We start from the raw sequence: 22,419 nt of genomic DNA, 5'->3' as shown, positions 1-22,419 counted from the left end.
TGCCCGCTCCCCTTCGATGCCGCGATCACTGCTCAGCAACGCTGTGCACGGCTTTGAGAATCACCGCCGCGACTTGCGCCGGCTGCGACTGCTGCGGGACATGGCTGGACTTCACCTCGGCGAGGGTCGCACCGATGCGCTTGGCGGCAGACCGCTGGACGTCGGGATGAATCATCCGGTCTTCGGTAGCGAGCAGGTACCAGGACGGCTTGGTTTTCCAGGCCGAAACGGTGGTTTTATCTTCGAAAGCCGAGGCCTTGATCGGCCCCTGTGTGGCGGTCATGACGGCGGTCTGCGCGGCCGGCAGATCCTGAGCGAAATCCTTGGCCATGCCTTCAGCGGTCAGATAGAGGAAGCCGTTACCGTCGGCCTTGATCTGACTGATGCCCGGCGGCGTCGGCGCGCCTTTACCCTGCTCGCCGCTGGTTTGCCCGGCCTCTGGCGCGAAGGCGGCGACGTACACCAGAGCGCTCACTTTCTGGTCGTTGCCGGCTTCGGTGATCACCGTGCCGCCCCAGGAGTGACCGACCAGCACCACCTTGCCCTGCTGGTTGTTCAGCGCGCGGCGCGTGGCGGCAACGTCATCGGCCAGCGAGGTGAGCGGGTTTTGCACAACGGTAACGGCCACGCCTTTGGCTTGCAGCAGTGGCACCACTTTGGCCCAGTCGGAACCGTCGGCGAAGGCGCCGTGTACGATCACCACCGAAGGCGTTGTATCCTGCGCGTGGCTGGCGCCGGCCATGAAGGTACTGGCCAGGGCAAAGGCGACGGTGGCGAATTTCGATTTGATTGTTTTCATTGGATGAGCTCCTGTTCGGGAGTTCAGAGTGTGCTGGCCGGCCTGCGATGTGGGCATCGGTCAATTATCCGACCCCGGGGCATTTTTCATGGATAGTGGCTTGCAACTGGACATCTCACTGGACGGCGCACTGGCAACCATCGCCCAGGTCGGTGACCTCAGCATGGGGCAACCGCTCGGTCACTCCCGGCGCGTTGCCGCTTTGGCGCGGATGCTCGCGCAGGCATGCCACGGCGCCGGTGAGCATCTGCAGGTTGCAGAGCAGATTGCCTTGCTGCGCTGGTCTGGGTGCACGGCCAACGCCGAAGGCTTTGCCGACCTGCTCGGCGACGACGTCGATGGTCGCCGCGCAATGCTCGATCTGACCTTGGGCAGTGAGCAGATGAACGCGGTGCATCAGGCAACCCCGCTGGCCGTGGTGCACTGTGAAGTGTCCGGTGCAATCGCCAAAACCCTCCAGCTCGGAACCGCCGTCGAAGCGGGCCTGTGTCGGGTGTTCGAAACCTACGACGGCACTGGCCGACCGCTCGGCGTGGCGCATGAACATATCCCGGAGGTGGCCTATCAGGTGGTCATGGCCGGTGATCTGGATATTCTCACTCGCGCTCACGGCCTGGACGCGGCGTTGCGCTGGATCAACGAGCAGTCGGATCGGCGCTATCCCGCGTCGCTGGTGTCGTTGCTGGTGGCTAATGCCAAGGCCTGGCTGGCGGATCTGGAAACGCTTTGCACAAAAGTTGAACCCGCGCCTGAGCAGCGTCGTGTCTCGCTGACTTTGGTCGGAGACGTCATTGACTTGAAGCTGCCATGGCTGGCCGGGCATTCGCGTCAGGTCGCGCATGTTGCCGTGGAAGCGGCACGCCTGTGGGGGCTGAGTGAGCCGGCTTTGGCAAACATTGGCAAGTCTGCACTCATTTACGGTCTCGGCCGCGCAGCCGTTTCCAATCACCTATGGAATAGCCCAGGGCCGCTGCCCTATGGGGCGGCGGAGCGAATTCGCCTGGTGCCTTACTGGACGCAACAGGCGCTCCGACCGGTACCTGAACTGGCCGCGCCCGCCGAGATAGCCACCCACGCGTATGAACGGCTCGATGGCAGCGGCTATTTTCGCGGCGTGGCCGGTGATGCACTGAATGCCGAACATCGGCTGTTCGCCACCTCGGTCGCCTGGGTAGCGTTGAGGCAAGCCCGGCCATGGCGAACAGCTCACGACGAAGCCGCAGCCGCCACGCTACTCAAACAGGATGCTGGCCGTGGTCTGTTCGACAACGATGTCTGCGAAGCGGTCATTGCCGCCGCCAGTGGCGAGCGCCGCCTGCGGCAACCCAAGCCTTCGCTGCTGACAGCCCGTGAGTGCCGCATTCTTCTGGAGATCAGCCGTGGCGCCAGCAACAAACAAGTCGCGCAACTGTTGGATATCAGTCCGAGCACGGTACGCACGCACATGGAAAGCATCTTTCGCAAATTGCAATGCTCGACCCGTGCAGCCGCCACTCTGAAGGGGCTGACACTGGGCTTGATCGCCTGAGCCCTGCGCCGGGTCAAGCCTGATCAGCCTGCCTGGCGCGAGCCAGTTCGATGAATGCCCTGGCGGCCGCAGAGGGATTGCGGCGGTTCGGGTAGTACAGGCACAACCTGTCTCGGGGCGGGGTCCAGTCCTTGAGTACCTGCACGAACTCGCCGCTGCGGATTTCGTCACGAACGTCCTGCTCCATGAAAAAGCCCAGCCCCATATCCGCCTGCACCGCCACCTTGACCACGCTCGATTCATCCAGGGTCAGCGGCCCGTTCACATCCAGACGAATGACTTCGCCGTCGCGCTCGAAATACCAAGGGAAAATCGCCCCGTTCGGCAGTCGCACACGGATGCATCGATGCCCGGGCAGATCGGACGGCGAGCGCGGTTTGTCGTGTTGTGCAAAATACCCCGGCGAACCGACCACCGCGTACCGTTGCGGCGGCCCGACTGGCACCACAATCACATCGTTGGGCACCAGGCCTGCCGAGCGCACGCCGAAATCGAAGCCGTCAGCCACGATATCCACCAGGCGCCCTTCGGTCACAAGGTCAATGTGGACTTTCGGATGCTGCTGCAAAAACTCGATCACCAGTGGGAGCAGCGCCGAACGAGCAGCGCTGGCGAATGCGTTGATGCGCAGCGTTCCCGAGGGTCCGGCATTCTGCGATCGCACTGCATCCAGTGCGGCGCGCAAGTCGTGCAAGGCTGGCCCCACTTGCTCGAGAAACACCCTGCCCGCTTCGGTGATGGCGACGCTGCGGGTGGTGCGGTTGAACAGGCGCGATTCGAGGCGCGCTTCGAGTTGCGCAATGGTGTTGCTCAGCGCGGTGGTCGAAACGTCGAGATCAATGGCAGCCTGGCGGAACGACCCCCTGCGTGCCACCGCTATAACGGCATCCAGTTCATTAAGGGCTAAGCGATCCTGGGCCATGGATTGTCCTGTTTTCCGGGATGGGTCATTACGATTTGTCCCAGTTGAACAAACTATCTGCAGCGCAGCAAGATGACTCCAGACCATCAATCAGGAGTCAGGCAATGAACCTTCAACTTTCCAACGTCGTGCAAACGTATCTCACGGTCACCGACGAGAAAAAAATCTCCGACGCAATCCATCAATTCCTCGCGCTGGAGATCTCGCCATGCTGAATTCAGGATTGACTGGCAAGCGGGTGCTCGTCACCGGCGGCACCAAGGGAATCGGCAGAGCCGTTGTGGATTGGTTCGTAGCCGAGGGCGCGAAAGTCATCACCTCGGCTCGGCAAGTGGACGTCCAAATGCCGGGCGCACTGCTGGTCGCGGCTGATCTTTCGACCCGGGAAGGTTGTGACGCACTCATCGCTGCGGTCGAACAGCAACTGGGCGGCGTCGACATAGTGATCCATGTCCTGGGTGGCTCGTCGGCCCCCGGTGGTGGTTTTGCGGCGCTGGACGAGGAACAGTGGCAACGCGAGCTCAACCTGAATCTGCTGCCGGCGGTGCGCCTTGATCGCGCCCTGCTGCCGGACATGCTCGAGCGTCGTAATGGCGTGGTGATCCATGTCACATCCATCCAGAGTAGGCTGCCACTGCCGGAATCAACGACGGCGTACGCGGCGGCCAAGGCTGCGCTGTCGACCTACAGCAAAAGCCTGTCGAAAGAAGTGTCACCCAAGGGGGTTCGCGTCGTGCGGGTATCGCCGGGCTGGGTTGAAACCGAAGCGTCGGTGGCATTCGCCGAGCGACTCGCGCAGGAGGCAGGCACTGACTATCAAGGTGGCAAGGACATCATCATGCAGGCCCTGGGCGGTATCCCGCTCGGCCGCCCGTCGACGCCAGTTGAAGTGGCTGAGCTGATCGGGTTCCTGGCATCGCCGCGAGCAGCGTCGATCACCGGGAGTGAATTTGTGATCGACGGCGGCACCATCCCGACCATTTAGCCGCCAGTCTGCGGGTCATGGACGACCCGCAGAATCCGCACAGCACGTCTACATCCGATGCTGCTCCAGCAAAAAATCCACAAACAAGCGCACCCGCACCGGCATCGCCGCGCCGCCGACGAACACCGCATGAATCGGTTCCTCATCGCCCGGGTTGAACGCTTGCAGCAGCGGGATCAGCGCGCCGCACTGCAAGTCTTCCCTGACGGTGAACTCGCCAATCCGCGCAATTCCGGCGCCGAGTCTGGCGAACTGGGCCAGTGCTTCGCCGCTGCTGCATTCGATGTTGCCGCTGACTTTCAGCGAGAACTCCTTGCCGTCGCGGATGAACGGCCAGTTGGCTTCGGCGCGGCGGAAGTTGAAGCGCAGGCAGTTGTGCTTGAGCAGGTCTTCGGGTTGCTGAGGCGTGCCATGACGTTCCAGATAGTCGGGCGATGCCACGACCACTTGGCCGGTGTGGCCGAGCCGGCGTGCGGTCAACGGGCTGTCGGGCAGATGGCCGAAGCGGATGGCGACGTCCGCCTGGCCGGCGAGGATGTCAACGACTTCGTCGCCAAGGCTGAGGTCGACCACGATGTTCGGGTAACGGGCGGTGAAGGCTGCGACCAGCGGCACAATGGTCAGCCGTCCATGGCCAAGGGCGGCACTGACGCGCAAGCGGCCCTTGGGTACGCCTTGATCGGTGATGGCCCCTTCCACTTCATCCATGTCGGCGAGAATCCGCCGGGCACCGCGCAGAAAGGCTTCGCCCTCGGCGGTAAACGTCAGCGCGCGGGTGGTGCGCAGCAACAGACGAGTGCCGAGTCGCTGTTCGGCGCGGGCGATGATCCGACTGACCGCCGAAGGCGTCAGCCCCAGCGCACGCGCAGCAGCTGAGAGGCTGCCCTCCTGCGCCACGGTGACGAACACGCTCATTTCCCCTGACCTGCCGTTGAAGTCCATTCGTGCCTCTTGCGCAAAGGTGATTGCCAAAATCGCCATCTACCGCCTGGAAACCATGGATCGTAGCATTGGCGGCATAGATGAGGAGACTTTCCATGCGTATCAATCCACCACTTGTTGCACTCGCTGTCGGCGCCTTTGGCATCGGCGTCACCGAGTTCGCGCCGATGGGCATGTTGCCCGGCATCGCCGCCGATCTCGGCGTTTCCATTCCCGCTGCGGGGTTGCTGGTCAGTGCCTACGCCTTGGGCGTGCTGCTCGGCGCGCCGCTGATGACCCTGACCACTGGCAAGATCCCCCGGCGCTATCTGCTGATCGGGCTGATGGCGATTTTCACCCTGGGTAACCTGATGTCGGCGCTGGCCACCGATTACTCCAGCCTGATGGTCGCCCGAGTGATCACCTCGCTCAATCACGGCGCATTCTTCGGAGTGGGCTCTGTGGTCGCCGCCAGCGTGGTCGCGCCGGAAAAACGCGCCGGCGCAGTCGCGGCGATGTTCATGGGCCTGACCCTGGCGACCATTGGCGGTGTGCCGCTGGCAGCCTGGTTCGGTGAGCTGTTCGGCTGGCGCACGGCGTTCTGGGGCATTACCGGCCTCGGTGTGCTGACCATGATCGCCTTGTGGTTCGCCCTGCCCAATCTGAAAGCAGAGCAAGGCGCGGGTGCGCTGGCAGAAATACGGGTATTGGGCCGCGGTCCGGTGTTGGCCGCGCTGGCCCTGACCGTGGTCGGCTCAAGTGCGATGTTCACCGTATTCACCTACATCGCGCCGATCCTCAGCAGCGAGACCCATGCCTCCGCCGCGTTCATCACCGCCATGCTGGTGTTGTTCGGAATCGGTTTGACGCTGGGCAACATGTGGGGTGGCAAGGCTGCCGACCGTTCGATCGACCGCACCCTGATCGTGTCGCTGAGCGCATTGATTGTGGTGTTGCTGGCGTTCACGGTGCTGATGCGCTGGCCGCTGCCGGCCGCCGTGGCCATTCTGATCTGGGGTATCGCCAGTTTCGCCCTGGTGCCACCGCTGCAAATGCGCGTGATGGAAGCGGCCAAGGACGCGCCGAATCTGGCTTCGGCGGTGAACATCGGTGCCTTCAATTTCGGCAACGCGATCGGCGCGGCGCTGGGTGGCGCGGTGATCAATGCCGGGCTGGGTTATCCGGCGATTTCCCTGGCCGGCGCGGCGATGGCTGGTCTGGGGTTGCTGATGGTGCTGACGTTCGCCTGGCGCTCCAGAGCCAGTGCCGCTGCGCTGGCGTAAGTCTTCGCAGCGCTACGCCCCGCCCTGCTGATACTCGCGGGGCGTGCAGCCGAACTCGCGACGGAACACCGTGTGCAGGTACTGCGCCGATTTGAAGCCGCAGGCCTGGGCAATGTCGGCAATCGCAGCATCGGTGTTCTTCAAACCGCTGGTAGCCGCCGCCAGTTTGAAACGCAGAATCTCGTCATGCACGCTGCAACCGCGCTCGGCGCGGAAATGCGCTTCCAGCGATGAGCGCGACACGCCGACATACGCCGCCACTTGCGCGGTCTTGATGCCCTGACAGGCATATTGGCGGATGAACAGCAGCGCTTGCATGACGTAGGGATTGCCCAGCGGTTGGTGCAGGCTCGACACCTGCACATTGACCGCATCAGGCGGAATCAGGATTTGCGTGCCGGTGGACGGCATGCCGTGGAGCATCTGGTGCAGCAATTGCGCAGCGGTGCGGCCCATGGTTTCGGTGCCCTGAATCACCGAACTCAGCGGTACACGCGTCAGGCTGCGGGTCAGCGGGTCGTTGTCGATGCCGATCAGCGCGACCTGCTCCGGCACGGCGATGCCGGCGGTCAGGCAGGCTTGCAGCAACTGGCGGGCGCGGGCGTCGCTGACGGCGATGATGCCGATCGGTTTCGGCAGGCTGTGCAGCCAGGCGATCAGTTGTTCGACGGCGCTGTCCCACAGCGGCGCGCTGGTGCCCATGCCGCGATAGATCTCGGCGTGCAGGCCGTCTCGTTGCATCAGTTTGCGAAAGGCTTTTTCCCGCTCCTGCGCCCAGCGATTGGCCTGCGCTTCCGGCAGGCTGAAACAGGCAAAGCGCTGCAACCCCGCCTCGACCAGATGCGAATAAGCCAGAGTGATCAGTGCGTTGTTATCAGTGGCAACGTAGGGGATCGCTTTCGGATAAGCGCGAGCATCCTCGTAAGAACCGCCGACCGCCACCACCGGCAAATGAATGTCGGCCAGCGCCTCGCCGATCAGCGGATCGTCGAAGTCAGCAATGATGCCGTCACCCTGCCAACGCTCGATGCCCTTCAAGCGGCAAAGAAAGTCCTCTTCCAGAAACAGGTCCCAGGAAGCGCGGGTGCTGCTCAGGTAGTTGCCGATGCCGCTGATGATTCCACGGTCGTAGATCTTGCTGCCGTTGAACAACAGGGCGATGCGGTGCACGGGCGGTAGGCTTTTCATTCAGTATCCGGATTTTGCGTAAAGCCATTCGCGAGCAGGCTCGCTCCCACACGGTTTTGTGCACGACACGAATCAAATGTGGGAGCGAGCCTGCTCGCGAAAGCGGCCTCAAATTGTTTTTGTACTGTTCCGGGCCGCCATGTTGCGGCGACGATGGACACAGACTAGGCCTGCGAGCGCTGAAGCTCAATACGCAAAATCGCACTCACGGTTGAGGCTTTTCATAATCAGCGGGCACGGGGGCGTTGCTAGTATCGAGACACCGCCAAGAACAACAAGGACAAGGTCCATGCAGTATTTCCCCAATATCGAGCCGGTTCGCTACGAAGGCCCGAACAGTGATTCGCCCCTCGCTTTTCGTCACTACGACGCCGACAAACTGATCCTCGGCAAACCCATGCGCGAACACCTGCGCATGGCCGCCTGCTACTGGCACACCTTCGTCTGGCCGGGCTCCGATGTGTTCGGCGCCGGCACCTTCAAACGCCCCTGGCAACGCAGCGGCGAGCCGATGCAACTGGCCATCGACAAGGCTCAAGCCGCATTCGAGTTCTTCAGCAAACTGGGCATCGATTACTACTGCTTTCACGACACGGACGTCGCCCCCGAAGGCAACTCGCTGAAGGAGTACCGCGAACACTTCGCGCAAATGGTCGACCGCCTCGAACAGCATCAGGAACAAAGCGGCATCAAGTTGCTCTGGGGCACCGCCAACTGCTTCAGCAATCCTCGTTTTGCCGCCGGCGCTGCGAGCAATCCCGATCCGGAAGTGTTCGCCTGCGCCGCCGCGCAAGTGTTCAGCGCGATAAACGCAACCCATCGCCTCAAGGGCTCCAACTACGTGCTGTGGGGCGGTCGCGAAGGCTACGAAACCCTGCTCAACACCGATCTGAAACGTGAGCGCGAACAACTCGGGCGCTTCATGCGCATGGTGGTCGAGCACAAGCACAAGATCGGTTTCACCGGCGACCTGCTGATCGAACCCAAGCCGCAGGAGCCGACCAAGCACCAATACGATTATGACAGCGCCACGGTGTTCGGCTTTCTCCAGCAGTACGGCCTGGAAAAGGAAATCAAGGTCAACATCGAGGCCAACCACGCGACCCTGGCCGGCCACAGCTTTCATCACGAAATTGCCACGGCTGCCTCGCTGGGGATTTTCGGCAGCATCGATGCCAACCGTGGCGATCCGCAGAACGGCTGGGACACCGACCAATTCCCCAACAGCGTCGAAGAAATGACCCTGGCGACCTATGAAATCCTCAAGGCCGGCGGTTTCAAGAATGGCGGGTTCAATTTCGACTCCAAGGTGCGCCGGCAGAGCCTCGACGAGATCGACCTGTTCCACGGCCACGTCGGCGCCATGGACGTTCTGGCCTTGTCGCTGGAACGCGCCGCTGCGATGGTTGAGAACGATCAACTGCAAGTGCTCAAGGATCAACGCTACGCCGGCTGGCGTCAGCCGTTCGGGCAAGCGGTGATGGCGGGCGACTTCAATCTTGAGTCGCTGGCCGAGCACGCGTTCACCAACGAACTGAACCCGCAAGCCGTCAGTGGCCGTCAGGAAATGCTCGAAAACATCGTCAACCGCTATCTCTATCGCTGATCGCCGAGACCCTCTGCCGACGCAACGACGCTGTGACAATTGCACGACAATTCTGTGCCTGCTGCGTCGGCAGATTCTCTACAGTTCTACCAGCCCGATTCATCGTCAGGCCGTGTCTTTCCAACAAAAATAAAAGGACGCACCACCATGAAGAACTTGAAACGTACGCTGTTGGCCAGTGCCCTGGCGTTGTTGGCCCTGCCGGTAATGGCCGACGCAACCCACCCGAAAATCGGTTTCTCCATTGACGATCTGCGTCTGGAACGCTGGTCGCGCGACCGCGATTACTTCGTCGCGGCGGCGGAAAAAATGGACGCCAAAGTCTTCGTGCAATCGGCGGACGCCAACGAGCAGAAGCAGATTTCGCAGATCGAAAACCTTATCTCTCGCGGCGTCGATGTGATTGTCATCGTACCGTTCAACGCGACAGTGCTGACCAACGCCGTGGCCGAGGCGAAGAAAGCCGGGATCAAAGTGGTGTCTTACGACCGGCTGATTCTCAACGCCGATGTCGACGCCTATATCTCCTTCGATAACGAAAAGGTCGGCGAGATGCAGGCCGGCGGCGTGCTGAAAGCGGCGCCCAAGGGCAATTACTTCTTGCTGGGTGGCGCGCCCACCGACAACAACGCCAAGATCCTCCGTGAAGGCCAGATGAAGGTGCTGCAACCGGCCATCGACAAGGGCGATATCAAGATCGTCGGCCAGCAGTGGGTCAAGGAATGGAACCCCACCGAAGCGCTGAGTATTGTCGAAAATGCCCTGACCCGTAACAACAACAAAATCGACGGCATCGTCGCCTCCAACGACGCCACCGCTGGCGGCGCCATTCAGGCACTGGCCGCGCAGCAGCTGGCCGGCAAGGTGCCGATTTCCGGCCAGGACGCTGACCTCGCAGCAGTCAAACGCGTAATCGCCGGCACGCAAACCATGACCGTGTACAAACCGCTGAAACTCATTGCGTCCGAAGCGGCGAAGCTCTCGGTGCAACTGGCACGCAACGAAAAACCGGCCTACACCTCGCAGTACGACAACGGCAGCAAAAAGGTCGACACCATCCTGCTCACGCCAACGCCGTTGACCAAGGACAACATCGACTTGCTCGAACAGGACGGCTTCTACACCAAGGCGCAGATTGCCGGGCAGTGATCCGGTCGTAAATCTTGATCAGACCTGTGGGAGCGAGCCTGCTCGCGAAAGCGGAGTGTCAGTCAGTAAAGCTCTGTCTGAAGAGGCCCCTTCGCGAGCAGGCTCGCTCCCACACAGGTTCAGTGGTGTTTGAGTCCCTGGTATACGAGCCTTTTCCATGTCCGACTATCTGCTGCAAATGAACGGCATCGTCAAAACCTTCGGCGGTGTCAAAGCGCTCAACGGCATCGACATCAAGGTCCGGCCCGGTGAATGCGTGGGCCTGTGCGGCGAGAATGGCGCCGGCAAGTCGACGCTGATGAAGATCCTCTCGGCGGTCTATCCCTATGGCACCTGGGACGGTGAAATCCTCTGGGACGGGCAACCGCTCCGGGCGCAATCGATCAGCGAAACCGAGGCCGCCGGCATCGTCATCATCCATCAGGAACTGACCCTGGTTCCGGATCTGTCGGTGGCGGAAAACATCTTCATGGGCCATGAGCTGACGCTGCCCGGCGGGCGCATGAACTACCCGGCGATGATCCACCGCGCCGAAGCGTTGATGCGTGAATTGAAAGTGCCGGACATGAATGTTTCGCTGCCGGTTTCGCAGTACGGCGGCGGCTATCAGCAACTGGTGGAAATCGCCAAGGCCCTGAACAAACAGGCGCGCCTGCTGATTCTCGACGAGCCCTCCTCGGCCCTGAGCCGCTCGGAAATCGAAGTGCTGCTGGACATCATCCGCGACCTCAAAGCCAAGGGCGTCGCCTGCGTCTACATCTCGCACAAGCTCGATGAAGTCGCCGCCGTGTGCGACACGATTTCAGTGATCCGCGACGGCAAACACATCGCCACCACCGCCATGGCCGACATGGACATTCCACAGATCATCACGCAGATGGTCGGCCGCGAAATGAGCAACCTCTACCCCAGCGAGCCGCACGAGATTGGCGAGGTGATTTTCGAGGCGCGCCACATCACTTGCTACGACGTCGACAACCACAAGCGCAAACGGGTTGACGACATTTCCTTCAGCCTCAAGCGCGGCGAGATTCTCGGCATTGCCGGGCTGGTCGGAGCCGGCCGCACCGAACTGGTCACCGCATTGTTCGGCGCTTACCCCGGCCGCCACGAGGGCGAAGTCTGGCTGGACGGCCAGCCGATCGACACGCGCACGCCGCTGAAAGCGATCCGCGCCGGCCTGTGCCTGGTGCCTGAAGATCGCAAGCGCCAAGGCATCATTCCCGACCTCGGCGTGGGCCAGAACATCACCCTCGCCGTGCTCGAGAGCTATTCGAAAATGACCCGCATCGATGCCGAAGCCGAGCTGGGCTGCATCGACCGGGAAATCTCCCGTCTGCATCTGAAGACCGCAAGTCCGTCCCTGCCGATCACCAGCCTGTCGGGCGGCAATCAGCAGAAAGCCGTGCTGGCGAAAATGCTGCTGGCCAAACCGCGCGTACTGATTCTCGACGAGCCGACCCGAGGCGTGGACGTCGGCGCCAAGTACGAGATCTACAAATTGATGGGCGCGCTGGCCGCCGAAGGCGTGTCGATCATCATGGTTTCGTCGGAACTGGCCGAAGTGCTCGGCGTCTCCGACCGCGTGCTGGTGATCGGCGAAGGCCAGTTGCGCGGTGACTTCGTCAACCATGAGCTGACCCAGGAACAGGTACTCGCCGCCGCCCTCAGCCAGCCGGGCAGCCATAACAATAATGATCGGAAAACCGCGTAAATGAATCAGGTCAAACAACTGTTCACCCGCTACAAGATGCTCGCGCTGGTATTTGCCGTGGTGCTGATCTGGCTGTTCTTCAGCTGGCAGACCGAGGGCGGCTTCCTCACCCCGCGCAACCTGTCCAACCTGCTGCGGCAGATGTCGATCACCGGAATTCTCGCCTGCGGCATGGTGCTGGTGATTATCAGCGGCGAGATCGATTTGTCGGTGGGTTCATTACTCGGTCTGCTCGGCGGCCTCGCGGCGATACTCGACGTGGTCTATCACATTCCGCTGCTGGCGAATCTCAGTCTGGTTGCCCTGTGCGGTCTGGTCATCGGGCTTGCCAACGGCTACATGGCGGCGTACTTGCGCATCCCCTCATTCATTGTCGGCCTGGGCGGCATGTTGGCGTTTCGCGGGATTTTGCTGGGGATCACCGGCGGCACCACCATCGCCCCGGTTTCGCCGGAGCTGGTCTACGTCGGCCAAGGATATCTGCCTCACGCGATCGGCACCGGCCTGGGTGTGCTGCTGTTTGTGCTGACGGTTTTTCTGACCTGGAAACAACGACGCAACCGCGCCCTGCATGGCCTGGCGGCGCATTCGCTGGTGCGTGATGTTGTGCGCGTGCTGGTGATCGGCGCGGTGCTGGCCGGTTTCGTCCAGACCCTCAACAGCTATGACGGCATTCCCGTGCCGGTGCTGCTGTTGCTGATTCTGCTCGGCGTGTTCAGTTACGTCACCAGCCAGACTGTGTTCGGCCGCCGGGTCTATTCGGTCGGCAGCAACATGGAAGCGACGCGCCTGTCGGGCATCAATGTGCAAGCGGTCAAGCTGTGGATCTTCGGCATCATGGGCGTGATGTGCGCCCTCGCCGGCGTGGTCAACACCGCACGCCTCGCCGCCGGCTCACCGTCCGCCGGCAGCATGGGCGAACTCGACGCCATCGCCGCCTGCTTCATCGGCGGCACCTCCATGCGCGGCGGCTCCGGCACCGTCTACGGCGCCCTCCTCGGCGCACTGGTGATCACCAGCCTGGATAACGGCATGTCGATGCTCGACGTCGACAGTTACTGGCAGATGATCGTCAAGGGCAGCATTCTGGTGCTGGCGGTCTGGGTGGATGTGAGCACGCGCACGGCGCGGCGTTGAAACGTTGCAGGTGAGTTGGTAAAACGCAAATGAGGCCTGATCACAGGCCTCACTTTTTCCTATCAACGGCGTGAACCGTCTCTTGCGACTGGCTTAAGCGTGCTTTTCCGGGTTCTGGCCAGCCCGTCAGGGCATCCACTGCCACGGCGGCTGGCACCGACGCTACATTCAAACGCCATCCACCGCCGGATAATCCCCATACCCTTCCCAACCCTGGCTGAACCAAGTGCTCATTTCGCTTTCCGCCAATGGCAACTGCCGAGCGAATCTCAGCGGCAGATCCGGATTGGCTATAAACGGCCGTCCAAACGCAATCGCATCGGCGAGCCCGGCATCCAGTTGCGCTTGTGCCCTGGCGAAACCGTAGTCCGAATTGAGGATCAGCACGCCTTTGAACACGTCGCGAATCATCCCGGCCAGTGGCGGGCGTTCGGACTTGCCGAAGGTGCCGTCCAGCGGTGGTTCGCGGACTTCCAGATGAGCGATGCCAATCGCTGACAGCACTTCGGCGGCGCGGATGAACAGCGCTTCGGGATCGCTGTCGCGGATGCCCTGCTCGTAGCTGCTTGGAGTCAAGCGCACGCCAGTGCGGTCGGCGCCGATGACTTCGGCCACCGCCTCGGTCACTTCCTTGAGCAAGCGGATACGGTTGTTGATCGAGCCGCCGTACGCATCGGTGCGAAAATTGTCGCTGTCGCGCAGGAACTGGTCGAGCAGATAGCCGTTGGCGGCGTGGATCTGCACGCCATCGAAACCCGCCTCGATTGCGTTGCGAGTGGCCTGACGAAAGTCTTCCAGCAGTGCGGGAATTTCTTCCAGCGGCAACGCACGCGCCGGTGTATACGGCTGCTTGCCGGCGTACGTATGCGCCTGTCCCGGCGCGGTGGTGACCGATGCGGAAACCGGCTGGCCGCCGCCAAGGAAACTCGGGTGCACGACCCGGCCCATGTGCCAGAGCTGCGCGATGATCCGGCCGCCAGCGCCATGCACGGCATCGGTGACCTTGCGCCAGCCGGCGACCTGTTCGGCCGACCAAATGCCTGTCGCATACGGCCAGCCCAGACCTTGCTGGCTGATGCCGATCGCTTCGGAAATGATCAGGCCGGCACTGGCGCGCTGGCGGTAATACTCGACCATCATCTCGGTCGGGACGTGCTCGCGAGTGCCGCGCGCGCGGGTCATCGGTGCCATCAGGATGCGGTTGGGCAAATCGAGCGCGCCGAGGCGCACGGAATCAAATAACGATGTCATGTTCAGGCTCTCAAAAAGGTGGGCAGGATCAAACCAGGCGTGCGCCGCCGTCGATGTTGAGCACGGCGCCGTTCATGAAGGTGTTGCTCATCAGGAAAACCACTGCCGCGCCCGCTTCTGCAGCTGTGCCGAGGCGATGCAGGGGCAGCACCTGCTCAAGAGAAGCGACAAATGCATCCCGCCCCTCGCCCAGTGCCTTGCCCAGAATCGGGGTGTTGATCGGGCCGGGCGAAAGCGTGTTGACTCGCACCGGTGCCAACTCAAGGGCCAGACCGCGAGCCAGTGCTTCCATGGCTGCCGAGGCGGCGGCGAGTACGGCGGTGCCGTAGGCATTCGGGCGATCAGCGAGAGAACCGGAGATAAACGTGATCGAGCCGTCTTTTGCCAGCCTGTCGCCAAGGACCCGAATCGCATTGATCGATGCCCAGATGCGTTCGTCGAACGCGCGGTGCAGATAATCGAGATCAGCCGCGCGCACGGTGCCAGCGACAAACGTGCCGGCGAGCAGAACGAGGTGATCGACCTGAAGGATATCGGCCAGTGCAGTATCGAGAGCCTGGCTATCGGTCACGTCGGCCGCGCGCCAGCCATCGAGCCCGTGCTCGCTGGCGGCCTGCTCGGCACGTGCAGCGTTCGAGCCGATGACGATGACCTTGGCGCCAGCGGCTTTCGCTTGCACCGCAGCGGCCAGGCCGATGCCGGAGGTGCCGCCGAAAATGACCACGGTTTTGTCGGTGAGTGTGGAAGGCAGGGTTTGGCTGATGTTCATGCTGAGTCTCCGTCTGGAACACCTGAATGGAGTTCGATGGGCAAAGACTACGTTTTGGAAGCCACATTGATAATTGGGCCAGAAGTCGCTTTACTAGTGCCATGAAGGCACAAATTGGATTGGATCGTTTAACCGGGCTCATCGCCTTTGCACGGGCGGCTTCGCTGGGCAGCTACACGGCTGCCGCTCGGGCACTGTCGGTGTCGCCGTCGGCCATCAGCAAAAGCGTGCAACGGCTCGAAGAGCATTTCGGCCTGATGCTGTTTACTCGCACCACGCGCTCGCTGGTACTCACCCCGGAGGGCCGTGATCTATACGAACGGGCGCTGCGGATTCTGCGCGAAGTCGAAGACATCGATCAGGCCGCCGTTGCTTCACGCGCTGAGCCATCGGGCGTATTGAAGGTCACCGCGCCGTTGCCGATTGGACTGAATATCCTCGCGCCGGCCCTGCCGAGATTTCGCGAGCAATATCCAAAGGTGACGATCGATCTACGACTCGGCGATCAGTATGCCGACCTCATCGAACAAGGCATCGACGTCGCGGTTCGGGTTGGCAATCTTGCGGATTCGCGACTGATTTCTCGCCCGCTGGGCCCGCATCGAATCGGTGCGTTCGCATCACCGGACTATCTGCAGCGCAAGGGTACTCCGCTTACGGCCGAGGATCTCGCCGAGCATGAGTGCGTGAATTTCCGCTATCAAAGCACCGGGCAGAGTTTGCGCTGGCCGTATCTAGCCGGTGACAGACAGTTGGAACTGGCACCCGACGCGGCCTTCACCGTTGATGCCAGCGATGCGGTCGCGGCGGTGCTGGCTGCCGGCGGCGGCATCGGTATTTCGCCGCACTACGTAGCGGCGGCGTATGTTCGTCGGGGCGAACTGGTCCCGGTGCTGCCACAGTTCACCGTCGAACGCTTCGCCATTACCGCGTTGTGGCCGGAGAGCCGTCGCGGTAGCCCGAATGTCAAAGCGTTCACGGCGTTTTTGCTTGAGTTGTTCCCTGCAACGCCGCCTTGGGATGAGGTCATCCAGACGTACGTAGAGGGTTCAGGTCCGGCCTGACGGTTCATAGCGAACGTTTTGCAATCCACTGCTTGTACTGTCCGGTGCGAAAGAACATCGCCAACTGTTGTGACAGCAATCGCGCAACCTACTGTGGAAACTGGCTTGCTCGCGAAAGCGCTCTGCCGGTCGCCATCCGTGTTGACCGTTCTGGCCCCTTCGCGAGCAAGCTCGCTCCCACAGGTTTTTTGGCATGGCTGGGGATTGGTGGCGTGCCAGCACCGACTGGTTTTCGTCAGTGCGCCAATTCTCATCGTCCCGCCCCCAGTCCATAACCTTTGAACTGACTTGAAACCTGTACGCGTCGGCAGGCCAATCAAGCGCTCACGTTGCCCGAATCACTTATGCACAAGCAGCGACTTGCGCGCTGCCTTGTCCTGCTTCATGGCGGCGATTTCCCGCTCGCACGCTTCGACATCGAAGGAGTTGTCCCACTTGGCAATGGCAATGGTGCCGATGCCGTTGCCGATCAGGTTGGTCACCGCTCGCGCCTCGTTGAGGAAGCGGTCGATGCCCAACAGCAACACCAGGCCCACCAGAGGTATGGAGTGAATGGTGGTGAGCGTGGCCGCCAGGGTCACGAACCCTGCTCCCGCCACCCCGGCCGAGCCCTTGGACGTGAGTAGAAATACGCCAAGCAGAATCATCTGATCCATGAAGGTCAGCGGCGTGTTGGTCGCCTGGGCGATGAAGATCGCCGCCATGGTCAGGTAAATGCAGGTGCCGTCCGCGTTGAAGGTGTAGCCCGTCGGCAGGACCATGCCGACCACGGATTTCTTGCAGCCGAGCTTTTCCAGTTTGACCATCATTCGCGGCAGTACCGCTTCGGTCGAACAGGTGCCCAGGGTGATCAGGATTTCATCTTTGAAATAACGCAGAAACTGCATCAGCGGCATGCCCGACCATCGCGCCACCGCGCCCAGTACCACGACGATGAAGATCAGCGTGGTGATGTACAGCGCGACCAGCAACTGCCCCAGCGACAGCAGAGTGCCGATGCCGTATTTGCCGATGGTGAATGCCATGCCAGCCCCCGCGCCCAACGGCGCCAGACGCATGACCATCGCGATGATTTTGAACAGGCCTTGCAGGAACAGGTCGATGGTGTTGATCAGCGGTTTGCTGGTTTCGCCCATTTGCACCAAGGCGACGCCCATCAGCACCGACAACAGAATCACCTGCAGCATCACGCCATTGGAGAAGGCGCCGAGGAAGGTATGCGGAATGATATTGAGGAAGAATTCGACGAGGCCGCCCTGCTCGCTCGCCGCCTGGCTGTACTTGTTGACAGCGCTGCCATCGAGGGTGCCGGCGTTGATGTTCATGCCGGCGCCGGGCTTGACCACGTTGACTACGATCAGGCCGACCACCAGAGCGATGGTGGAAAGAATCTCGAAGTAGATCAGCGCTTTCACACCGATCCGTCCGACCTCCTTGATACTGCCCATCTTGGCGATACCGACCACCACCGTGCCGAAAATGATCGGCGCCAGGAGCATCTTGATCAGTTTGATGAAACCGTCGGCAAACGGCTGCAGCTTGGCGCCGATGTCCGGCACGAAGTATCCGATGGCAGCGCCGATGACGATGCCGATCAGCACTTGCACATAGAGCTGGCTGTACCAGCGTGATTTTGAAGTTTCCACGGAAGCACCTCATTTTATTGTTGTGGTGGGCATGTGGCTTTGGCGTCGAGGATGACGCCTGAAGGTGCGGCCTCGGAAATCGAGGCCGCAGATAAAACCGAATCAGCCCTCGCCCAGTTCGCGCATGACGGCATACAGCGCAGATTTGGCTTCGAAGCCGACGCCCGGAATTTCCGGCAGCCCGACGTAGCCGTTTTCTACGCGGATGCCATCGGCAAAACCGCCGAAGGGCTGGAACACGTCCGGGTACGATTCGTTGCCGCCCAGGTGCAGACCGGCGGCGATGTTCAGCGACATCTGGTGACCACCATGCGGTACCACGCGACGCGAAGACCAACCCAGCTCTTCCATCACTTTCAGGGTGCGCATGTACTCGACGAGACCGTAGGACAGCGCGCAGTCGAATTGCAGGTAGTCGCGGTCCGGGCGCATGCCGCCGTGGCGCAACAGATTGCGGGCATCCTGATGGGAGAAGAGGTTTTCGCCGGTGGCCATCGGCAGTTCGTAGTGATTGGCCAGCTCGGCCTGGAGCGCATAATCCAGCGGGTCGCCGACTTCTTCGTACCAGAACAGGTTGTACTTCTTGATCGCTTCGGCGTACGCGATACCGGTCTGCAGATCGAAGCGGCCGTTGGCATCGACCGCCAGGCGCTGGCCGTCGCCCACCACTTCGAGCACCGCCTCAATGCGGCGGATATCTTCGTCCAGCGGCACCGCGCCAATCTTCATCTTGACCACGTCATAGCCACGATCCAGATAGCTCTGCATTTCGGCCTTGAGCTTGGTCTGGTCCTTGCCCGGGTAGTAATAGCCACCCGCCGCATACACCCAGACTTTGTCATCGGCGACGCCGTTGCGATAACGATCGGCAAGCAGGCGATACAGCGGCTTGCCTTCGATCTTCGCTACCGCATCCCACACCGCCATATCGATGGTGCCGACCGCTACTGAACGCTCGCCATGCCCGCCCGGTTTTTCGTTGGTCATCAGGGTTTTCCAGATGGCGAACGGATCGAGGTTATTGTTCTCGTGATCGATCAGGGTTTCCGGATCGGCCTCGGTGATCCGCGCCAGAAAACGATCGCGCATCAACGCGCCCTGGCCGTAGCGACCGTTGGAGTTGAAGCCGTAACCGATGACCGGTTTGCCGTCGCGGATCACGTCGGTAATGACCGCGACGACCGAGCAGGTCATCTTCGAAAAGTCGATGTAGGCATTGGCGATCGGGGAAGCAATGGAGACGGTTTTTTCACGGATATCGACGATACGCATGACGGGTTCCTCTTGTTGTGGTGGGCCAACGTTATGCGTTGCGACGACACCCGACCAATGCTATTAATGCCGCGCCCTATGCACAGGAGGCATTGCCCTTGGAACTGGTTTGGCTTGAGGATTTTTCAGCGCTGGCCGAATACGGCAGCTTCGTCCGGGCCGCTGAAGCGCGCCATGTGACGCAGCCGGCATTCAGTCGTCGGGTGCGTTCACTGGAGAACTGGATGGGCGTGGAATTGTTCGTGCGCACTCCGCAGGGCGCGACGCTGACCGAGGCCGGCAGGCAGATTTTGCCCAGCGCTCAGGAAGCGGCCAGACGCCTGTACCGCATGCGCTCCGAGGCTCAGGAAGTGGCTGGCATGGCGGCGAAAACCTTGCAGTTTGCTGCCACTCACTCGCTGTCATTCACCTTCTTCCCACGCTGGTTGCGCAGTGCCGAAAGTGGCGCGCCGATCGATGCAGTTCGCCTGCATTCCGACAGCATGGCCGTGTGCGAACAGATGCTGATTCATGGTCAGGTGCAATTTCTGTTGTGCCATCGCCACCCCGACGTTCCGCCGTTGCTGGCGCCTGATCAGTTCATTGGCAAGAAGGTCGGCGAGGACGTACTTGTGCCGCTGGCGAGTGCTTCAGCCCAGTTCGGCACGTCGCCTGAAACCCTGCCCTATCTGGCCTACACCCACGAATCCGGCCTGGGCCGAATCGTCGCCCACAGGCTACACGGCAAGGCCGATTATCTGCATTTGAAACCGCTGTTCAGCAGCCATCTGGCGGCAGTGCTGATGTCGATGGCGCTGGAAAGCAAAGGCGTCGCCTGGCTGCCGAAAAGCCTGACCGAACAGGAAATGGCCGACGGGCGTCTGGTCAGGGCGCTGGATGACAGTTGGGACATTCCACTGGAAATACACCTGACTCGCCCGACCGCGCCGATCAGCCCTTCGGCGGAGGAATTCTGGGCGAAGCTGGGAGAGTAACTCTATCGAGCAGCCCCTCACCCCAGCCCTCTCCCGAGGGAGAGGGAGCCGATTCGGGTGCTGTTCAAGAACTGAGTTCGACCCGGTATTTCAGGTCGGCGAATTTCTACTAAACACCTCGGTCAGTCCCCTCTCCCTTCGGGAGAGGGTTAGGGTGAGGGGCTTTTGTCCTTTGACTCGATTTATGCCACCGTGAGCCCCGTCCATTGCTCCGAAACCGCCCAAAGTCGCTCAGCCAGCTCAGCATCCGCCGCCCATTGCGCAACGCCCTTGCGGCCCGCTTCAGGTTGATTGATCGGCGCAACATTGCAGTCTTCGCAATACACGCCACCCAAATCCGCAAGCAATGCACTGGTCGCACACCACAATCCCGTCGCGGCGCCCTGCTCCAGCGTTTTCAGACCGTTGTGGGCATCCAGCCGTGGCCGGCCCTGCTCATCCAGCGCATCGAATGCGGCAAGTTCCGCTGTGCTGAGGTGCCGTGCCAGATCCGTCAGAATCTGCCCCGGATGCAATGAGAACGCACGAACGCCATGACTGCGCCCGCGACGATCGAGCGCCATGGCGAACAAGGCATTGGCCGTTTTCGACTGACCATACGCGACCCATTTGTCATACGGCCGTTGCAGGAAATCAATGTCGTCAAAGTCGATCCCGGCAATCTGGTGCCCGCGCGATGACACTGACACCACCCGCGCCTGTCCAGCTTTGACCAGCGCCGGCCAAAGGCCGCAGGTCAGGCGATAGTGGCCCAAGTGATTGGTCGCGAACTGGCTTTCATGGCCATCGGCATCGCGCAGCAACGGCGCGGCCATGACTCCGGCGCAGTTGATCAGCAAAGACACCGGCTGACCCGCGCTGACCACGCTGTGGCTGAACGCCGCCACCGATTCAGCCTGCATCAGGTCCATGGGCGTCACGCGGACACCTTCAACACCGGCCAATGCCACCTCTGCCCGCGCCGTATCTCTGGCCGGCACGAGGACTTGCGCGCCCGCCGCCGCGAGGCTTTTCACCGTCAGCAGACCCAGGCCGGAATAGCCGCCGGTGACCACTGCGAGCTGCCCGCGCAGATCGATGCCGGCCATGACTTCAGCCGCTGTGCTGGCGGCGTTGAACGGTGATTGCACAGGTTGTTGGAACGTAGCCATGAGCCTTAATCCTGAGTGAGCTATCGAAGGCCTTCATTCTTGGCTAAGCTCTCGGGACGAACCAGTCTGATAAATCCAGGTTTCTGTCGTGATCATCCAAAATCCTGCTGGCGATCCGCTTTCTGCCGTATTGGCGCTCTCCGAGTTGCAAGCAGCCTGCTCGGTGCGTTTGCAGGCAGGCGGCGTCTGGGCGCTGCGATTTCAACCCACCGAACTGAAATTCAACGTGGTGCGACGAGGCGAATGCTGGCTGCGCATGCAGGGCTTGCCGGCGCAGTTGCTACGGGCCGGCGACTGTTTTGTGGTGTCGCGCACGCCGTTCATTCTGGCCAGCGGCGCCGACGTCGAGGCGGTGAATGCAGCGGATGTTTTTGCCCATGACGGCGCCTCGGCGACCTTTGGCGTCGGCGAGGAAGTCGAGCTGCTGGGCGGCAGCGTGTCGCTATCGGGACCCGGCGCAACCGAACTGCTCGACGTGCTGCCGACCTCGCTGATCATTCGCGCCGAGGCCACAGGTGCCTCGTCGTTCGGTTGGCTGCTGGATGAACTGGAGCGCGAGTGGCCATCACACCAGGCCGGCTCGCAGGCGATGTGCAACGACTTGCTGCGACTGATCTTCATCCATGCGCTGCGCCATCACATCAACAGCGCGGATGCCGAACAATTGTCTTGGCTGGGCGGACTGCGGGAACCGGCGATTGCCGGCGTCTTGCGCGCCGTTCACGGTGCCCCGGAAAAACCTTGGCGCCTGACGCAAATGGCCGAGATTGCCTGCATGTCGCGATCGGGTTTCGCCGCGTTATTCAAAACTTGTATGGGTGTAGCGCCGGTCGAATATGCCACGCGCTGGCGGATGCGCGTGGCCGCGTTTCGCTTGCGCAATGGCCGGGACACTGTGGCGACCATTGCTGCTTCACTGGGCTATCTGTCCGACGCGGCGTTTGGCGCGGCCTTCCGCCGCGTGCACGGCATATCGCCGGGCCAATACCGCCGCGATCCACTCCTGTAGCCCAATGATCAAGGTTATGATCGCGACAATTGCCGCCAGGGACATCCGCTG

19 protein-coding genes are annotated in these 22,419 nt (G+C 61.5%); 10 read left to right on the top strand and 9 right to left on the bottom strand.

Translation table 11 applies throughout. The annotated features are described in order from the left end of the window. Nucleotides 1-25: 25 nt before the first annotated feature. A complete protein-coding gene (locus tag ACZ9BE_RS08980) occupies nucleotides 26-799 on the bottom strand; it encodes an alpha/beta fold hydrolase (protein ID WP_476249265.1) in 774 nt (257 codons plus the stop codon). 88 nt (nucleotides 800-887) lie between these two features. Here ACZ9BE_RS08980 and ACZ9BE_RS08975 point away from each other — a divergent pair, with 88 nt between their 5' ends. Next, nucleotides 888-2,327 carry an HD domain-containing phosphohydrolase gene (locus ACZ9BE_RS08975; protein WP_476249264.1) on the top strand — a complete coding sequence of 480 codons (1,440 nt, stop codon included), beginning with the start codon at nucleotides 888-890 and terminating at the stop codon, nucleotides 2,325-2,327. Nucleotides 2,328-2,340: 13 nt separating this feature from the next. Here the strand turns inward: ACZ9BE_RS08975 and ACZ9BE_RS08970 are convergent, their stop codons facing one another. Beyond that, on the bottom strand, nucleotides 2,341-3,249 hold the full coding sequence (locus ACZ9BE_RS08970; protein ID WP_476249263.1) for a LysR family transcriptional regulator: 909 nt from the start codon (nucleotides 3,247-3,249) through the stop codon (nucleotides 2,341-2,343). 208 nt (nucleotides 3,250-3,457) lie between these two features. Between ACZ9BE_RS08970 and ACZ9BE_RS08965 the strand changes: the two genes are divergently transcribed. After that, complete coding sequence (locus tag ACZ9BE_RS08965) at nucleotides 3,458-4,234, top strand: SDR family oxidoreductase (RefSeq protein WP_236169200.1); 777 nt, start codon at nucleotides 3,458-3,460, stop codon at nucleotides 4,232-4,234. Between the two features lie 48 nt (nucleotides 4,235-4,282). On the opposite strand, the gene ACZ9BE_RS08960 is transcribed toward ACZ9BE_RS08965, so the two are convergent. After that, the gene (locus ACZ9BE_RS08960; protein WP_095179644.1) at nucleotides 4,283-5,176 is read right to left on the bottom strand and encodes a LysR family transcriptional regulator; all 894 of its coding nucleotides are present in this window, start codon (nucleotides 5,174-5,176) and stop codon (nucleotides 4,283-4,285) included. Nucleotides 5,177-5,271: 95 nt separating this feature from the next. Here ACZ9BE_RS08960 and ACZ9BE_RS08955 point away from each other — a divergent pair, with 95 nt between their 5' ends. Next, the gene (locus ACZ9BE_RS08955; RefSeq protein ID WP_041480537.1) at nucleotides 5,272-6,438 is read left to right on the top strand and encodes an MFS transporter; all 1,167 of its coding nucleotides are present in this window, start codon (nucleotides 5,272-5,274) and stop codon (nucleotides 6,436-6,438) included. 12 nt (nucleotides 6,439-6,450) lie between these two features. Here ACZ9BE_RS08955 and ACZ9BE_RS08950 read toward each other — a convergent pair whose 3' ends face one another. Next, the gene (locus tag ACZ9BE_RS08950) at nucleotides 6,451-7,626 is read right to left on the bottom strand and encodes a XylR family transcriptional regulator (protein WP_016774329.1); all 1,176 of its coding nucleotides are present in this window, start codon (nucleotides 7,624-7,626) and stop codon (nucleotides 6,451-6,453) included. Nucleotides 7,627-7,915: 289 nt separating this feature from the next. Between ACZ9BE_RS08950 and xylA the strand changes: the two genes are divergently transcribed. The 4 genes from xylA to ACZ9BE_RS08930 all read left to right on the top strand — a co-directional run bounded on the left by xylA (nucleotide 7,916) and on the right by ACZ9BE_RS08930 (nucleotide 13,232). Further along, complete coding sequence (gene xylA / locus ACZ9BE_RS08945; RefSeq protein WP_476249262.1) at nucleotides 7,916-9,232, top strand: xylose isomerase; 1,317 nt, start codon at nucleotides 7,916-7,918, stop codon at nucleotides 9,230-9,232. A gap of 147 nt (nucleotides 9,233-9,379) precedes the next feature. Further along, complete coding sequence (gene xylF, locus ACZ9BE_RS08940) at nucleotides 9,380-10,381, top strand: D-xylose ABC transporter substrate-binding protein (RefSeq protein ID WP_016774327.1); 1,002 nt, start codon at nucleotides 9,380-9,382, stop codon at nucleotides 10,379-10,381. A 157-nt stretch (nucleotides 10,382-10,538) separates the two neighbouring features. Beyond that, a complete protein-coding gene (xylG, locus tag ACZ9BE_RS08935; RefSeq protein WP_476249261.1) occupies nucleotides 10,539-12,095 on the top strand; it encodes a D-xylose ABC transporter ATP-binding protein in 1,557 nt (518 codons plus the stop codon). Continuing rightward, entirely contained in the window at nucleotides 12,096-13,232 is a 1,137-nt protein-coding gene (locus tag ACZ9BE_RS08930; protein WP_076563313.1) for a sugar ABC transporter permease, read from the top strand. Nucleotides 13,233-13,400: 168 nt separating this feature from the next. On the opposite strand, the gene ACZ9BE_RS08925 is transcribed toward ACZ9BE_RS08930, so the two are convergent. Both ACZ9BE_RS08925 and ACZ9BE_RS08920 read right to left on the bottom strand, forming a co-directional pair. After that, nucleotides 13,401-14,483: an alkene reductase gene (locus ACZ9BE_RS08925; RefSeq protein ID WP_150635635.1), complete on the bottom strand. Its 1,083-nt coding sequence runs from the start codon at nucleotides 14,481-14,483 to the stop codon at nucleotides 13,401-13,403. A 28-nt stretch (nucleotides 14,484-14,511) separates the two neighbouring features. Continuing rightward, the gene (locus tag ACZ9BE_RS08920; RefSeq protein WP_056784894.1) at nucleotides 14,512-15,252 is read right to left on the bottom strand and encodes an SDR family oxidoreductase; all 741 of its coding nucleotides are present in this window, start codon (nucleotides 15,250-15,252) and stop codon (nucleotides 14,512-14,514) included. A gap of 119 nt (nucleotides 15,253-15,371) precedes the next feature. Between ACZ9BE_RS08920 and ACZ9BE_RS08915 the strand changes: the two genes are divergently transcribed. Then, the gene (locus ACZ9BE_RS08915; protein WP_256808770.1) at nucleotides 15,372-16,316 is read left to right on the top strand and encodes a LysR family transcriptional regulator; all 945 of its coding nucleotides are present in this window, start codon (nucleotides 15,372-15,374) and stop codon (nucleotides 16,314-16,316) included. A gap of 338 nt (nucleotides 16,317-16,654) precedes the next feature. On the opposite strand, the gene dctA is transcribed toward ACZ9BE_RS08915, so the two are convergent. Both dctA and ACZ9BE_RS08905 read right to left on the bottom strand, forming a co-directional pair. Continuing rightward, a complete protein-coding gene (dctA, locus tag ACZ9BE_RS08910; RefSeq protein WP_476249260.1) occupies nucleotides 16,655-17,962 on the bottom strand; it encodes a C4-dicarboxylate transporter DctA in 1,308 nt (435 codons plus the stop codon). A gap of 102 nt (nucleotides 17,963-18,064) precedes the next feature. Further along, a complete protein-coding gene (locus tag ACZ9BE_RS08905) occupies nucleotides 18,065-19,234 on the bottom strand; it encodes a mandelate racemase/muconate lactonizing enzyme family protein (RefSeq protein WP_476249259.1) in 1,170 nt (389 codons plus the stop codon). Nucleotides 19,235-19,332: 98 nt separating this feature from the next. Between ACZ9BE_RS08905 and ACZ9BE_RS08900 the strand changes: the two genes are divergently transcribed. Beyond that, nucleotides 19,333-20,208 carry a LysR family transcriptional regulator gene (locus tag ACZ9BE_RS08900; RefSeq protein WP_056784881.1) on the top strand — a complete coding sequence of 292 codons (876 nt, stop codon included), beginning with the start codon at nucleotides 19,333-19,335 and terminating at the stop codon, nucleotides 20,206-20,208. 182 nt (nucleotides 20,209-20,390) lie between these two features. Here ACZ9BE_RS08900 and ACZ9BE_RS08895 read toward each other — a convergent pair whose 3' ends face one another. Next, nucleotides 20,391-21,359: an oxidoreductase gene (locus tag ACZ9BE_RS08895; RefSeq protein ID WP_476249258.1), complete on the bottom strand. Its 969-nt coding sequence runs from the start codon at nucleotides 21,357-21,359 to the stop codon at nucleotides 20,391-20,393. 88 nt (nucleotides 21,360-21,447) lie between these two features. Between ACZ9BE_RS08895 and ACZ9BE_RS08890 the strand changes: the two genes are divergently transcribed. Continuing rightward, nucleotides 21,448-22,368 (top strand): AraC family transcriptional regulator, encoded by a 921-nt coding sequence (locus ACZ9BE_RS08890; protein WP_476249257.1) that lies wholly within the window; start codon nucleotides 21,448-21,450, stop codon nucleotides 22,366-22,368. The last annotated feature ends 51 nt before the right edge of the window (nucleotides 22,369-22,419 follow it).

It is taken from the genome of Pseudomonas sp. TE9122 (assembly GCF_056278925.1).
The sequence above is the reverse complement of the archived record's forward strand: the minus strand, read 5'-3'. Positions and strand labels throughout refer to the sequence as shown.